Genomic DNA, 13700 nt, shown 5'->3' on the forward strand with positions numbered 1-13700 from the left:
GGGCTAGCGGGTACGCGTAGGATCGTCCCATGGGGACCAAGGGCACGACCAAATCATTCGCTGTTCTAGCAGGGTTGTTGGTGGCAGCGTTTTCGCTTTTTGCCGCACTATGGGTGAACGGAAACATCCCTTGGCCAGCGGCCACGGCCACTTCATTTATTCTCGGTGTGGCAACGTTTATGGCAACCAACAAAGGCACCGCTAGGAAATCCAACTAGCAGGGATGTAACGCTCGGCCCGATCCACGCCGTGCCAGCACCAGAGACGTAGGCCTACCCTCGAGCCCAAGAACCAGAGCCGCCACTCGAATGAATCGCGCGTCCTGATTCAGGACGTGATCCCTTGCGAGGTGGCCGAAATCCTTGAAAATCTGCAAGGACCGGGGAAGAAGGTATGGAGCGAGTTGATGCTTCCCGTTCGAGTCCGGGATTTGTGGGAAAACAAGTTCCCGCAGCTGGCACAGCATTCCTAATATCAGGCCGCCAATACCAACGTCATGCCAGGCGCCTCGCGTTGGATGGTTTGGCCGCTCTCCCCAAAACCTGCGGAAAGTGCTCTCATGGAGAAACCGGGGACATGGACTTCGCGTAGGGGAGCAGCTGTGAGCAGTCATCATGAAGCACTGACACCAAGGCGGAGTTCGATGCGCTCCAATCTGCTGATACTCGCAGTGTTCACAGCAGCACTGAGCTGGTTCATCGCACTCCTCGGAATCGTGAACAGCCCTGCAGGTGCAATCTTCTTGACCATCCCAGCGCTGGCAGCCACCGGGATCGTTGTCGCCGCGGCGAAGCGACGCCGACGCGCGCACGCCCGGCACCTCGGCACGCCCACTCCTAATGGCATGAACGCCCTGAGGGCGCAGAGCAACTCCGTACTGATCTTGCTGAGCTTAACCGCGGCGCTCTGCTGGTGGATCGCAATTGTGGGTCTCAGTACAGGGGCTGGTGCGTTCTTCCTGTGGCTTCCGGTCCTGGTGACGGCCGGGACGGTGGTTATGTTTGCCTACATCAAGCCTTGGAAGGTCACCCCGATCTGAGTCATGCCGCCTGCAGATGTCCTGGTGCGACGACAAACGCGAGAGACCAGACTTGAAGCTGTCAGCGGTCTATGAAAGCGGAAGCGGTAAGACGTAGTACTCCTTGGCTTTCCTGTTGGTGAGGAACGTGTTGCACCGGGCTTGAGCTTCCTCCTCGGAGGTGAACCGCAACGCCTGGTTCTCCCTGGGGCTCCATTCGTCTCCTGGCCGGCTGGAGTGCAGGTAGTAATAGAGCGTCTCGCCCGTATCGAGGCGCACAACAATGCCCCATGCCTTTGGCCTGCTCTTCCCCATCACAGTCCTTTCATCTGGCCTCAATCTTCGCACTCAGTATCGAGCCCGCGGGATTGGCAGGGCGCATGCAGCAGCGGCTCTTAGTATTGACACATATCCTTACCTAGGTATGGTTTAGTGTATGCAGAACACGAACGGGATGACCGTCGCGGAGGTGGGCGTGAGGCTCGGTATCACCCGTGCGTCCGTTCATGACCTGCTCAAGTCTGGACAGTTGACGGCCAGTGGCAGGGCTGGCCGCATGTTGCTCATCGATCGTTCGTCGGTGGAGCGCCTGGCTCTGGCCGGCACCCGTCGTGGCCGCGCCTGGACGGCCAGGACTGCTTGGGCTGCATTGGCGCTGCTCTCTGGCCAGAACCCCACCTGGATCAGCGCTTCGGAGAAGTCCCGGTTGAAGAGGCGACTGCGTGAGCTGGACGCCGACGCCGTTCGTGTTCTTGCCCGGAACAAGGACATAACCCATCGATACAGGGCGACTTCGGACGGGCTGGCGGCACTAAACGACCACCTGATCCCAAGTGGCGCCTCGGCCATGCGCGAGGAGTCCATTGCAGGGATCTTCGGGATGGCCGGCGGGAGCGGGACTGCAGAGGGCTATGTCATGATCGGCGACGTATCCGCCCTCGCGGACGCTTTCGGCCTGGTTGAAGATCCCGACGGCAACGCCATCATCCATGAAGTCGATTTGGATGAACCCTTTGCCGACGGCCGGGTGCCGGTGGCAGCGATCGCCGTGGACCTCATGGACTCACTGGCAACCCGCGAACGCAGCGCCGGGCAACGCGTCATCAACGAACTGCTCCATGTCTGAACCTGAACTGGACGCAGTCGCCGAAGCGGAAGATGACCGCGAGACCTGGGACGTGCCCGTGCCTCCTGGAGGCTGGGGAACACCATGGCCACAGTGCGTGGAACTGGCCCGTGCCCTGCCGTCCACCCAATGGACGTTGGTCGGTGGGCTCATGGTGCAACTGCACGCTGCGGCCGCAGGCCTCCCCGTCTCCAGGCCAACGGCGGATGTCGACATTGTGCTGCACATCGAGACCGGTGCGGCGACGACGGCTACAGTCAGTGCTGTCCTGAACGGGCTCGGGTACACCCTGGAGAAATCCATCTCTCATCAAACCATTCCAGGTATCCGGCGGCACGCAGGCGCTGCAGCGGACGGTGAACTGCCGGATGACCGTCGACGACGACGAACCGGTACTCATCAGCATCCCGAATGCCCTCGGGGCATTGGTCTTGAAAGGCGCGGCCTACCGCGAGGACTCCCGGGACAGGGACCGGCACCTCGATGATGCCGTCGTCCTCTGCGCGACCATCAGAACACCCCTGGTCACGGCGGCCCAGATGAAGGGCAGCGATAGGTCACGAGTTCTTTCCCTGCACAAAGAACTGGCCGATCCGGGGCACCGATCGTGGCAGCTGCTGGACCCGGTCGACCGGACACCGGCGATGGACGCGCTGCGCATACTTGCCGCCAATCACAGCCTGCCCCCAGCCAACCGCCTCAGATCCGGCTGACAACGTCGAGGAACGGCTGTCTAATAACCATGGTCAGGAAATTCCGGCCATGGTTATTTGACACGACGGCCACCAATCGCTGAGTGCGCCTACGCTCGCTCAAGGGGTGAAGGGCGCTGGATGTGGCAGCATGCTGGCGGGGCGTTTACCTCGCCCGCTCGGAAAGGGACCCGTAGTGCCACCGCGTCAGACTCCGGCCCGGATGTTCCCGATGCGACCGCTGTCAGGAGCGGGAGATCCGTACGCCGTGCGCGGGAGCCTCGCTCATGATTCAAGCCTTGCTTGCCGTTCCCGAGGCAGTTGTGAGTTCAAGATGAACGAATGGATTGGCGTGGCCACCCCTACCTTGGTGGCCCGGGCAACAATCACTCCATTCTGATCTGCCAATTCCGAGGGCAACCCCGACGCCAGGTCGCGCTGCATCGACGACGTCGTCGAAGGGTCGAAGAGGTCAGTGTAGACAGAGAACACTTCCTCCACGTCCTCGTTCGTAAACGTGACGCCGTAGGCATGGGCTACCGAGGCGACCTCAACGATGCCATCACGGACCATTGACCGGGTCTCGGGATGCGTGCGGGTCACCCCGACTGGTACTCCTGAAACCGCGCCTACCCCGCCATAGGAAGCGATCAGGGCGATCTTCTTCCAGAGCGCGCGTTGGACATCCTGGGCAAGGGTCGCCGTGACGGAGCTTTCATTGATGGCATCGACCACCCTCTTGGCGATGCCGGTGTCTGCGCCGACCTCATCGAAGAGTCCGGCGCTGAGGGTGGCTTCGCCGCCGATGAGCTCAACAGCCAGCGGGGCCGTGCGCTTGACGATGACAACGCAGGTTGTGGCGATGACCGGGGAGGCGGGGAAGATGCGCCGGGCGACTTCGGGGGCCTCTATGCCGTTTTGCAGTGTGACCAGCGGGGTCGCGTTATTGATTTTGCCCTGCAGCTCGCGGAGGGCGTCCTCGACCTGCCAGGCTTTGGTGGCAATCAGGACAACGTCGACGTCCACCGGGTCAATCTCAGACACGACCCTTACCCGGGAAATGGTCTCTGTTCGACCTGCTGTGAACAGGCGCAGCTTGGCGTCCTGGGTGGATGACCGGGCCTTCAGCGCTACGCTGTGGCCGGCCTGGGCCAAGCGTGCGGAGAAGTACAAACCCATGCCTCCGGCGCCGTATACGAGGACGTTCACGGCCTCAACCTCCCCTGCTGGCCGGAGCGGACTTCAGTAGCTCCAAGCATCGCTTCCGCCGCCTTCCTCACGCATGGTTCATCTGAGATGGCCTTGAGCGGGAAGTCATTGTGTTGGGGTTGATGCGTGTTCGGAAACTGGAGCATGGGTCACCTATCGCTCGAAGGAGAAAAGGAGTGGCTTCGATGAAGACCGGCTATTTCGGAGCCCACGCCGATGCTTGCATGGCCACAGCTCCGATTCAAGCCGGACGGCCGGTTTTAGTTCTGCCATGGGCTTCCCGCGATTATTTTCGGTCACAATCGGTTGGCAGCGATAGGTGGGTAAGCCATGGAGAGGCTCTCATCAGATGTCAGGGCTGGATCGCGGACCAAACTGCGAAATCCAGTGAAGACCGTTGGTACAACTCCGAGGCCATCTGGGAGACAGCAAAAGTGCCGCCCGGAACCTTCGGCATCTCAGAATCAACCGCGTCTTGGTACCGAACGCATGTGGGCGCTGTGCAGGGGACAGGTAGGCAGGGCAGGATCCGGCGTTCGAACTCGATTGCGCAAGTAGGGTTGCCGGCGGACTACCACTGACCGGTGGTGTGCTCGGCCCAGTGCGTGGCCCTGCGGACGGCTTCGGTCCCGAGTAGCCAGCACAGAACGGTGGCGGCCAGGCAGATCACGACGACAACAGACCCGGTGACACCCCGGAGGACGCTACGGGGCCGGGCGAACACCGAGTAACCGGAGATCAGGGCTGCCAGCGCCGGGACGGTGACCGACACAACCAGGACCGTTTGTCGGAACGGGATCTGGTTCCTGTAGTACGCGGCCGAGTGCCGGTCGGGCCAAAGATCGAACCCTGCCCACCAAGCCCAGGAGGTCGTAAAAACCGTCAGAACCAGCAACCCGAAGCCGATTCCCAGCCATCCTCCGCCGGTGACCCGGCGCCGACGCGGGCTGACCTCAACGGCAGTCACAATGACACCCGTTCAGGGTCATCATGCTCTGAAGCCAGACGGGGCGACTGCGGGAATTGGTAGAAGAGCTCGGGGTCTCCTTCATCCAATCCGAAGACCATGCCCGAGGAGTGCCAGCCGCGGCGTGCAAGCAGGCGTTGCATGACCTGATTCGACAGATTGGTTGACGTGAACAGCTTCGTATCCCGCTCCCTGGCCTCGACGTCGCCCATCAGCAACTGACCAATGCCCGCATTTCGATGCTCCGCGCCGACCACGATGAGCACCAGGAAGTCATTGCCGAAGAAGGAGGGCTCAACCACTGTGTAACCGATGGGGGAACCGCCGCTCGTGGCGACTCTGATCGAACCGGATGCAAGCCATTTCCGGAGTTCTTCTCTCCGTGCAGGGTCGTGCTGCGCGATCTGGTCGACCGCTACTAAGGCGTCGAAATGTTCGGCGGTCCCGTCCCCAATGATTGCCATGCTCCTCATCCAACCACCTTTCGCTTACCCGGTCCGGATAGGGATGACTAGGCCCAGCCCGATGGCAACAATGCCGAACAGCAGGATGGTCGCTCCCAGAAGTACTACGAGCGATTTGCCGGGGATTCGAATGTCCGGGTGACGTTGTTGAGCTTTGACGTAGCGGTCGTGCACCAGCCGTTGGGCACCACGCCTGAAGATGAGAATGAGGGATCCTACGAGGACGAGAGGAGCCCCCATCAGCACTGCCGGGCAGAAATTGTCCAAGGGTGCCTTCCCTGGGTTCTAACGCCGAGTCAAGGCCAGGAAAATCATCGCAGCACCAATCAGGACGGATACGGTACCAACCAAGGCCGTCATTCCCGAGCTGGACTGTGCTGCGACTTTGTCTCCAACTTTGCCGAAGGTTGCTCGCTGGGCATCGGCCATGAACCTGCTCAAGGATGAGCGGTTGATGATCATCAAGACCCCCATAAGCACTGCGACGCCTCCGACTACAACAATGAGAATCTTCTCCACAGTCTTCATCCCCCAGTAAGTCGTTGCTTGGGTGCTTCCGGACCGCCCCAAAACATCATGAACCTCCGAGCCTACGCAAAGATTGAGGCTCTCTGCCCGGAATCCAATCCTCTTGGGTCACTTCGCTGGAACCGGGAACGCCAGCCGGTCGACGGCAAGCGGCCCCGTCGCAAAGATCGGGGCCGCGCGCGACGTGAACGAGCAGAGCGCCTCCGGGCGGGCGTTCTATGCCGCACGTGGATTTGTCGAAGTGGGCCGCTCCGAAGTTGACGACGAAGGCCGCCCGTTCCCGGTCCTGCGACTGCAGTTCGTGGCTCCGAAATCCCCTGCTCGCCCGGCCTGAAAAGTTCTTTCCTTTTTCGCGTCACGATACGGCCGGAGCCTCCACTGTTCCGTAAGGGGAGGTTCATCCTCGTCTGAGTGTGTCGTACGCTCCGATGGTGAAGTCGAGAATCGTTGACCGCGGTACGTGAACCGTGTTGACCGGGAACCGTCCTACCGGGTTGATTTCTGGTCGGCCGTCGGCGCCTCTGAAGAGTGGCAACTGACCGAAGTCGCAGATGTCACTGAGGTGCTGGCATGGGCTGAGGAGCGGGCCGACGGCAGGACGTTCGTGGTGTATGCGGAGTTCGTCCACGAGGGTGGCCACGGCATGATCCGGCTCTTGGGTGCCGAGCCTCCAGGTGTCTAACCCGGGGCGCCTACGGATTGACGGCGGGGTCGCATTCGAACACTGCAGGGTTGCGCTGCAGGCCGTCCAGCGAGCAACGGCTTCGCTGACCTTCGAAGAGAACGTCGACGTGGCCCCTCGAAGACCCGGAAGCAGCGCGGTACCCGTTGCCCCACCTGAGATCGAGGACCTGGCCACCTTTGGATTCGACCTTGGCGACGATCTCGGCCCTTTGCCTCGAATGGTCTAGCTGCAGGTTGATTCCGTAGGCGATGAACCCCAGCAGAATCACAGCCGAGAGTACGATCGGTAGCCGTCGCTCTAGAGTCTTCCTTCGCTGGGACCGGCGTTTCCTCGAGGGCTTCTGTGCCGCCTGTTCGTGTGGGTTCATCAACTTCCTTCGGCTCCTGCCGAAGCCCCGGTGGGGCAATACTTTGATGCGGACGATTTTGGAGTGCGAGGGCGCTGAGGGTTCAGCCAGTACCCGTAGAGTGGCTGATCTATCGTATTCCACACCTCATGTGCCTTCGGAGCGACGTGGCACTGTTTCGAGGTCAGGTGGCCACTAATGTCCGAGCCTGCGCCTTGCCTCATGCTGTACGGTTCGGCCTCTTCGGAACTCAGCTCCAGCCCCAGGCTGAACGGCTGGCCAGTGGCGTCCAACCTGTCAATCATCGAGGCTAGATGCGGCCAAACACCGGTCTGCTCTATCGGTGGCAACGTGTTCTGCAGAATGTCCTTCTCCCATGGGCTGAGCTGCGCGTCGCTCACGTTGTACACCTCGACGCTGACGGTCTGGTTGACTCTGCCTTGAGGGTCCCATGGCTTCGAGGTCACGGTGACATAGGTACCGTCCGGAGTGTCACCCTGCCAGGTCTTACTGGCCGCAACTCCCAGCGCAATCAATCCCTGATCCGGCACCTGGCCGTAGGTATCCAGGAGTAGTCGACCAGGACTGAAGTCATTCGCCTTCTCGGACACGGTCCCTCTAGTTGGCGTGGTGATCCTCCAGTGGGTGGTTTTTGAGTTCAGCTCCGTCGGAATGATGCTGGTAATTTTCTCCAGGTTCTCTGGAGTCATGTTGAGAGATACCGCCATCTGAAGCTCATACTCCCGGGTGTCCTCGCTGTATTCCCTTCGGGAGTCCAGCTGGCTCATTGGATCTAACTCATGGAGCGTCACCCAGCTTGAGGCAAGGTGTTGAATCTGCTCACGGGAGAGGCTGCCTTCTCCGCTAAGCCTGCCGATCTCCAGATCATCGGAGAAGGCACTGTACCGAGCTTCCTCAGTCTGAGCCACAAACAGGGTCCAGTCCTCCAGATAGGCTCCGGTGTCTCCCACTCCCTCACGCATGGTCCACAAGATGTTTTCCACCTCAGATGCGGTGCACCCCGGTGAGACGCCGATCCGGTATTTCACGAGAGGTCCACGCACTGCGATCTTCCCGCCACGGGGATCACTGTCTATCCAGGTGACGCAGGGTATTGAGGTGAGTTTGCGGTCCAGGCCGAATACATTCGGAGTCGCGAGTGGGGCGGCAACTCGGTACACACAGGATGCCAGTAGCACGATCACCACCAGTAGTATCCCGAAGCCTACGATCCGGCCAGCGGGTACGGGTCGCTTGTTGGGTCCAGTGGCTGCTGAAATTTGGTCCATCAGGCGATCTCTGCAGAGAGTAGGTGTCCAGCCGAGAGCGTCAGAGGCCGGGCAGCCATGCCGTCCAAAGCGATTCCCATGCCTGTCTCCTCGAAGCCGAACAATAAATCCAACGACTAGCATAACTCCTGTCTGCGTCCAGGGAGGGGCGAGGCAGGCGGAGACTTCGGCACAATGGGACGGTCCCAGAGAGACCAGGAGGCAGTTGCGACGGGGATCAGTTCGAGCGTCATTGGCCCGTACACCGGCTTGTAAACGAGGGAGTGGCATGGCTAAGCGTTAGGCCGGGCGGCGGTGGTGGAGGAAATTTCGTGCTGTATCTGATTCCACCTTCGCGGTCACATGGTTCATCGTTAGCTCATGCGCGAAGTCTGGCACATGTTCTAAAGCTCCCGCACCGAGGATTGCCCTGTGGTCAGGGACGCAATAAGCCTTTGAGGGTCGGCGGATTCCGGGCGCCGCCGAGAACTGACTGAAGTCCTGTGCCGAGCGCCAGCAGTTGATCGGCATCAAGATCAAGGCGCAGGTTCAACTCAGCCGAACCGAGTCCGAGTTCTTGAACAGGGTCTTTATGGAAGTCCAAGCGCAGGTTTCCGTCCCAGATCAGGACCGTCGCGAGACAGGCATATAGGCAGCCACCACTGGGTAGGGTCACGCAGTAAGAGTCCATCCCCAGCGCCTCATCCTGCTCATGCGGCTCCAGCGCGCGCTGGAATGCTAGGTGCCATGTCGGGGCGACGTCCTGATCAGCGAGTACGACAGTTTCGAAGCCCATTTCTTCGTCGCGAACGTAGCTAACGGCCTGGGCCACAGTCATGGTCGAGTCTCGCTCTCAGCTGTCCTGACTGAGATCGCCCTGTAGGCGTACCCGTCCTGCTCAACGGCTTCCCATTCCAACTCCACTTCTTCCCCGGGGGTGAGTGAGCGGTAGCCGGCGACTTCAACGACGCTGAAATGGGCCCAGCAGCCGCCGGAAGTCAGTGGTGAGTCGATGACGCCCTACCCATGTTCGTCGTTCCAGAAACGAACGACACCTTGAGATTTCATCGCACCAGTCTAGGTCCGCTAACTATAGGAGCCATGGCATGAAATCCACGTGACTCTGCCATCGTCAAGCACGGGGCCTTCTCGGGAAACGACGAGCCACCGCAGCGTCTCCACGTACGGTGGCAAACGCCGAACGGGCGGCTCTAGTTTGTAACCGAACCGATCTTGGTTGCGACAGCATCAGCCTGAAGGTACATCCGCATTAGAAGCACGACCAGGACTGCAGTGACGCCAAGGCCAGTGAAGAAGATCAACGGCACGCTGGCGTCATCCTTGGGCAGGGCGGCGAAGAGAACCCACAGGGCTGCCGTGCACACGAGCAAGAAGACGACTGTCCCTCTCAGAATCCTCAAAGAAGCCTCATGCGCAGCTATCCAGGCCTCATCGGAGGCCATGGTTGCCTTGGACCGTATGCCGAAAGTGGGATTCGGTTTGGACTGCCCCGCCTCGATCTGTGAAGCCAACATCTTCAGGAGCCCGGCAACGACCAGGAAAGCGATGCTGAACATGGCCGTGCTGAAAGCTGCCCCCAAAAAGCTACCCTTCCGTTGTGGCGTCACTTATCCGATGGCCAACGGTAACCCAGACGGTATGCAGTGGCACAAGTCAATGACCGGAGCCTCGACCCTGGCCCGGCCGTTTGTCAGTGGCGGAGCGCCAAGCAGAGTGGTGTCGCCGGTGGCGTCTCATGCACCCTGTCTCGCCAAGCGCTGGAAGGCGGTCTTCCTCCATAAACGGCATCCCCCAGAAAAACGTGCCACAACGGAATCGAGATTAGCGCCAGCGTACCGGGACGACTGGACGGACTTCATTCAACCGTCTGCACGGGCAACGCTGGCCTTCTGTCGTAGCTGCATCAGCCCGGCGACGGTCAGGCCGGCAGTGACCGCGAGGGCCCCTACCCAGAGTGTGAGGCCGGCAAGGTCGTGGATGGCCATCTGGGGGAGTCGCCTGTCAGGCACGGCCACGACGCCGATGAATGCTCCGACGAGGCCGAAGTAGCTGCCGGTCATGAACCGCTGATGGGCACGGATGTTGCCGCGGCGGACGGACCACAGGCCCATGGTCAGGGTGCAGAACGTCAGGACTGATAGCGCGTGGAGCCAGTTGAATCCTCCGTCGATGGTCCGGATCCCGAATGAGGTGAGGACGACGATGTACATGGCTACCGCCCAGATGCGGCCCAGGATCTTGTGCGCTGCGCTGCCTTTGTTGCGGCGAAGCAGGTTCACTGCGCCGAAGATCAGGGCGTAGCCCGCTGCGATGGCGTGCAGGGCGATCAGGAAAGTCCACGGCGAAGGCATGTGGCCAGCCTAGCGAGTCGGATGAGGCTTACCGGATCGTGTTGGCGGGGGCGGCTGAGGTCTTGCCGGGAACTGGTAGAAGAGCTCAGGGTCGTCTTCATCCAATCACGCGGCGCAGATCCGAATGATCCCGTCCCGGCGAGGTACTGAACAGGCCCACCGGGCCGAGTGCCGCCGTCGTGAATTCCTCGCCTCAGCGCACTGGGCAGATCTCCCCATGGCACTACTGCGGTCCCACGCCTACGATGACAGGGGACCGCTCGGTCCGCTCAGTCACTTTCTTGGGGAAAAGGACCTTACCCATGCCGTTGCCTCGACCTGCCACTCACCATCCGCTTCGAAGGACACGGCAAGGAGTGTGGGCCGCCCTGGTGACCGCCGTCCTGGTGGCTGCCGGCCTTTTCGCCGGCGCGGCACCCGCCTCGGCCGCAACTTACACCTTCAAGGGTGTGGTCAAAGGAAAACTGACAGCAACCGCAACGGCCACTGCGCTTGGCGACGTGTGGGTGGGGGCGTACACCAATGACGACCGCGCCTCCTTGGTAGCCGGCGCGTGGTCTTCAGCCGATGGCTCCTACAGCTTTAGCGTGCCGGCTGCTGGCAGCTACAAATTGTGGACCACGTGCAGTAGCGGACCCTGCTCCGCCACCTACGCCGGTGAGTGGAATGTGAACCAGTCAAGTTCCTACGGTTCGACGCCGGTTGCCGTCACCGATGCTGCCCCCACCACCACGTACAACCCCCAGCTGGAAGCGTTCGGCAGCATGAGCGGCAGGGTCACCAACAAGGCCGGCCAGCCGGTGACGGCAGTATCCGTCTCAGCTTCACCCAACAACGGCGGACAGGTGAGCAGCACCACGCCCGACGCCAACGGCTACTTCACCCTCACCAAGATTCCGCCCAACCAGGCATACATCAGCGTCCGGGACGAGTCGGGCCAGCGTCTCTACCTGGAACAGTATTGGAACGGCACCGGCACTGTGGATACCTACAGCACGGCTACCGTCCCGCCCGGTGTGCAGTGGACCAACGTGAACTTCGTCCTCAAGGATGAAACCATCATGGAAGCAACTGTCGTCGATCCGGCAGGCGCGCCGATTGCCGACGTCGGGTATGTCCCGTGGGTTTACAATGACGCAACGGGAGCCTGGGACGGACCCCAGATGGGTCCGCTGACCTCGGATGCGCAGGGCAAGATTTATTGGCGCATGGCAGTGGGCAAGAAATACAAGCTTTGCGTCTCGGACACTGTCTATGAGGGCGCGCCCCGCGAAAAGCGCTACAAGGCTGAGTGCTACGACAACACGGCCACCAGGGACACGGCCACAGTTCTGACGGCAACCGCTGCCGGTCAGCGTGTAAAGCTGACCATGCAGCTGGATGTTGAAGGGTTGTCGCTGGCACCTGGCAGGCCGTTCGTCTACGGTTCTGCCCAGGCAGGACAAAAACTGACCGTTGATCCCGGCGTCTGGGGACCGGCTCCGGTGACCGTTGCTTACCAGTGGCAGCGTTCCAAAGACGGCACAGTCCTCCAGGACATTGCCGGCGCCACCACCACCGCTTACGTGCCCACCGCCGCTGATGCCGGGTACGACATCTGGGCGAAAGTCACGGGGACCAAGGCAGGTTACGCCACATACACCACCTCGGTGCACGGCGGTAAATCCGGTGCCGAGGCTGTCACGGCTTCCAAGGCCTTCACTCTCCTGGGCACGCCCAGCGCCGGGAACACCCTGACCGTTGACCACGGCACCCTGAATCCCGCCCCCGATTTTGGCCCTTACTACGACTGGTTCGTCGACGGCGTGCAGGACTACAGGTCAAACGGGCCGACGTTCCTCCTCCAAGCCTCAGACGCCGGCAAGAAAGTCACTGCCCGGCTGAGTGTCCACGACTGGCCCCTGCAGCCCTATTACGGCCAAGCCACCGTCACCGTCTCTGCCGGGACCTTGACGGCTCCGGTGCCCACGATTTCCGGGACGGTGAAGGTCGGTTCGGTGTTGACGGCTGCTCCGGGGGTTTGGGGTCCTGCTCCTGTGACGTTGGCTTATCAGTGGTTCCGGAGTGGTGTTGCGGTGACGGGTGCAACGTCAGCTACTTATTCGTTGGTTGCGGCTGATCTTGGTAAGACCATGACGGTCCAGGTCACGGGTTCGAAGACCGGGTTTACGACGGCGGTGAAGACTTCCGCGGCCACTGCGGCTGTGGCGGTGGGAACCTTGAGCGCGCCGGTACCCACCGTATCCGGGACAGCCAAGGTCGGCGCGGTGCTGACTGCCGTTCCGGGGGCATGGGGTCCTGCTCCTGTGACGTTGGCGTATCAGTGGTTCCGGAGTGGTGTTGCGGTGACGGGTGCTACTTCTGCTACGTATTCGTTGGTTGCGGCTGATTTGGGTAAGGCGATGACGGTCCAGGTCACGGGTTCGAAGGCCGGGTTTACGACGGCGGCGAAGACTTCCGCTGCCACTGCTGCCGTGGCGGTGGGAACCTTGAGCGCGCCGGTACCCACCATATCCGGGACAGCCAAGGTCGGCTCGGTGTTGACGGCTGTTCCGGGGGCGTGGGGTCCTGCTCCTGTGACGTTGGCGTATCAGTGGTTCCGCTCAGGTGTTGCGGTGACGGGTGCTACTTCTGCTACGTATTCGTTGGTTGCGGCTGATCTGGGTAAGGCGATGACGGTCCAGGTCACGGGTTCGAAGACCGGGTTTACGACGGCGGCGAAGACTTCCGCTGCCACTGCGGCTGTGGCGGTGGGGACGTTGACTGCGCCGGTACCCACCATCTCGGGTACCCAGACGGTTGGTAGCACGCTCACCGCGACGCCCGGTACGTGGGGTCCTGCCACTGTGGCGCTGACCTACCAGTGGTTCCGGGGAAGCACTGCCATTTCGGGCGCCACCGCCCAGACGTACAAACTGGTCGCCGCGGACAAGGGAACTGCCATCAAAGTACGCGTAACAGGTACTAAGACTGCGTACGCCACGCTGGCCCGATACTCTGCGGCTACCGCCCTGATCAGCTGATC

General features: G+C 61.3%; 17 protein-coding genes. 6 read left to right on the top strand and 11 right to left on the bottom strand.

Annotation, left to right across the window (positions count from 1 at the left end; translation table 11 throughout):
* Positions 1-643: 643 nt before the first annotated feature.
* Positions 644-1039 (top strand): hypothetical protein, encoded by a 396-nt coding sequence (locus CQ020_RS22030; protein ID WP_258142158.1) that lies wholly within the window; start codon positions 644-646, stop codon positions 1037-1039.
* A gap of 69 nt (positions 1040-1108) precedes the next feature.
* Here CQ020_RS22030 and CQ020_RS22035 read toward each other — a convergent pair whose 3' ends face one another.
* On the bottom strand, positions 1109-1333 hold the full coding sequence (locus CQ020_RS22035) for a hypothetical protein (protein ID WP_105694003.1): 225 nt from the start codon (positions 1331-1333) through the stop codon (positions 1109-1111).
* Positions 1334-1454: 121 nt separating this feature from the next.
* Here CQ020_RS22035 and CQ020_RS22040 point away from each other — a divergent pair, with 121 nt between their 5' ends.
* The gene (locus tag CQ020_RS22040; RefSeq protein WP_105694004.1) at positions 1455-2144 is read left to right on the top strand and encodes a helix-turn-helix domain-containing protein; all 690 of its coding nucleotides are present in this window, start codon (positions 1455-1457) and stop codon (positions 2142-2144) included.
* Positions 2137-2631: a hypothetical protein gene (locus CQ020_RS22045; RefSeq protein ID WP_258142159.1), complete on the top strand. Its 495-nt coding sequence runs from the start codon at positions 2137-2139 to the stop codon at positions 2629-2631. Before CQ020_RS22040 ends, CQ020_RS22045 begins: the two co-directional genes overlap by 8 nt.
* A gap of 490 nt (positions 2632-3121) precedes the next feature.
* On the opposite strand, the gene CQ020_RS22050 is transcribed toward CQ020_RS22045, so the two are convergent.
* The 5 genes from CQ020_RS22050 to CQ020_RS22070 form a co-directional block, all read right to left on the bottom strand.
* On the bottom strand, positions 3122-4045 hold the full coding sequence (locus CQ020_RS22050; RefSeq protein ID WP_105694005.1) for a ketopantoate reductase family protein: 924 nt from the start codon (positions 4043-4045) through the stop codon (positions 3122-3124).
* Positions 4046-4616: 571 nt separating this feature from the next.
* Entirely contained in the window at positions 4617-5012 is a 396-nt protein-coding gene (locus CQ020_RS24600; protein ID WP_258142160.1) for a hypothetical protein, read from the bottom strand.
* Positions 5009-5476 carry a GNAT family N-acetyltransferase gene (locus CQ020_RS22060; protein WP_181151994.1) on the bottom strand — a complete coding sequence of 156 codons (468 nt, stop codon included), beginning with the start codon at positions 5474-5476 and terminating at the stop codon, positions 5009-5011. The genes CQ020_RS24600 and CQ020_RS22060 overlap by 4 nt, the downstream gene beginning before the upstream one ends.
* Before the next feature lie 24 nt (positions 5477-5500).
* Entirely contained in the window at positions 5501-5716 is a 216-nt protein-coding gene (locus CQ020_RS22065) for a hypothetical protein (protein WP_146116691.1), read from the bottom strand.
* A 45-nt stretch (positions 5717-5761) separates the two neighbouring features.
* Positions 5762-5995 (bottom strand): hypothetical protein, encoded by a 234-nt coding sequence (locus CQ020_RS22070; protein WP_146116690.1) that lies wholly within the window; start codon positions 5993-5995, stop codon positions 5762-5764.
* 112 nt (positions 5996-6107) lie between these two features.
* On the opposite strand from CQ020_RS22070, the gene CQ020_RS22075 reads away from it, so the two are divergent.
* Entirely contained in the window at positions 6108-6338 is a 231-nt protein-coding gene (locus CQ020_RS22075) for a hypothetical protein (RefSeq protein ID WP_105694009.1), read from the top strand.
* A 126-nt stretch (positions 6339-6464) separates the two neighbouring features.
* Positions 6465-6686 (top strand): hypothetical protein, encoded by a 222-nt coding sequence (locus tag CQ020_RS22080; protein ID WP_105694010.1) that lies wholly within the window; start codon positions 6465-6467, stop codon positions 6684-6686.
* Positions 6687-6696: 10 nt separating this feature from the next.
* On the opposite strand, the gene CQ020_RS22085 is transcribed toward CQ020_RS22080, so the two are convergent.
* The 5 genes from CQ020_RS22085 to CQ020_RS22110 form a co-directional block, all read right to left on the bottom strand.
* Entirely contained in the window at positions 6697-7056 is a 360-nt protein-coding gene (locus CQ020_RS22085) for a hypothetical protein (RefSeq protein WP_105694011.1), read from the bottom strand.
* Positions 7056-8324, bottom strand: coding sequence for a hypothetical protein (locus tag CQ020_RS22090; RefSeq protein WP_105694012.1), 1269 nt, complete (start codon positions 8322-8324; stop codon positions 7056-7058). Before CQ020_RS22090 ends, CQ020_RS22085 begins: the two co-directional genes overlap by 1 nt.
* A gap of 415 nt (positions 8325-8739) precedes the next feature.
* Complete coding sequence (locus CQ020_RS22095; protein ID WP_105694013.1) at positions 8740-9141, bottom strand: Imm10 family immunity protein; 402 nt, start codon at positions 9139-9141, stop codon at positions 8740-8742.
* Between the two features lie 373 nt (positions 9142-9514).
* Positions 9515-9904: an SdpI family protein gene (locus tag CQ020_RS22105; RefSeq protein ID WP_105694014.1), complete on the bottom strand. Its 390-nt coding sequence runs from the start codon at positions 9902-9904 to the stop codon at positions 9515-9517.
* Between the two features lie 279 nt (positions 9905-10183).
* A complete protein-coding gene (locus CQ020_RS22110; protein WP_105694015.1) occupies positions 10184-10675 on the bottom strand; it encodes a DUF2306 domain-containing protein in 492 nt (163 codons plus the stop codon).
* 302 nt (positions 10676-10977) lie between these two features.
* Here CQ020_RS22110 and CQ020_RS22115 point away from each other — a divergent pair, with 302 nt between their 5' ends.
* Positions 10978-13698, top strand: coding sequence for a carboxypeptidase regulatory-like domain-containing protein (locus CQ020_RS22115; protein WP_181151995.1), 2721 nt, complete (start codon positions 10978-10980; stop codon positions 13696-13698).
* The last annotated feature ends 2 nt before the right edge of the window (positions 13699-13700 follow it).

Origin of the sequence: Arthrobacter sp. MYb23 (assembly GCF_002979775.1) — a bacterium.
Lineage (GTDB): Bacteria > Actinomycetota > Actinomycetes > Actinomycetales > Micrococcaceae > Arthrobacter.

Bases quoted from the DNA above. Each gene is read 5' to 3' on its own strand.
- CQ020_RS22030 (WP_258142158.1), top strand. From the start codon at position 644: ATGCGCTCCAATCTGCTGATACTCGCAGTGTTCACAGCAGCACTGAGC.
- CQ020_RS22035 (WP_105694003.1), bottom strand. From the start codon at position 1,333: ATGGGGAAGAGCAGGCCAAAGGCATGGGGCATTGTTGTGCGCCTCGAT.
- CQ020_RS22040 (WP_105694004.1), top strand. From the start codon at position 1,455: ATGCAGAACACGAACGGGATGACCGTCGCGGAGGTGGGCGTGAGGCTC.
- CQ020_RS22045 (WP_258142159.1), top strand. From the start codon at position 2,137: ATGTCTGAACCTGAACTGGACGCAGTCGCCGAAGCGGAAGATGACCGC.
- CQ020_RS22060 (WP_181151994.1), bottom strand. From the start codon at position 5,476: ATGGCAATCATTGGGGACGGGACCGCCGAACATTTCGACGCCTTAGTA.
- CQ020_RS22065 (WP_146116691.1), bottom strand. From the start codon at position 5,716: ATGGGGGCTCCTCTCGTCCTCGTAGGATCCCTCATTCTCATCTTCAGG.
- CQ020_RS22085 (WP_105694011.1), bottom strand. From the start codon at position 7,056: ATGAACCCACACGAACAGGCGGCACAGAAGCCCTCGAGGAAACGCCGG.
- CQ020_RS22090 (WP_105694012.1), bottom strand. From the start codon at position 8,324: ATGGACCAAATTTCAGCAGCCACTGGACCCAACAAGCGACCCGTACCC.
- CQ020_RS22095 (WP_105694013.1), bottom strand. From the start codon at position 9,141: ATGACTGTGGCCCAGGCCGTTAGCTACGTTCGCGACGAAGAAATGGGC.
- CQ020_RS22110 (WP_105694015.1), bottom strand. From the start codon at position 10,675: ATGCCTTCGCCGTGGACTTTCCTGATCGCCCTGCACGCCATCGCAGCG.
- CQ020_RS22115 (WP_181151995.1), top strand. From the start codon at position 10,978: ATGCCGTTGCCTCGACCTGCCACTCACCATCCGCTTCGAAGGACACGG.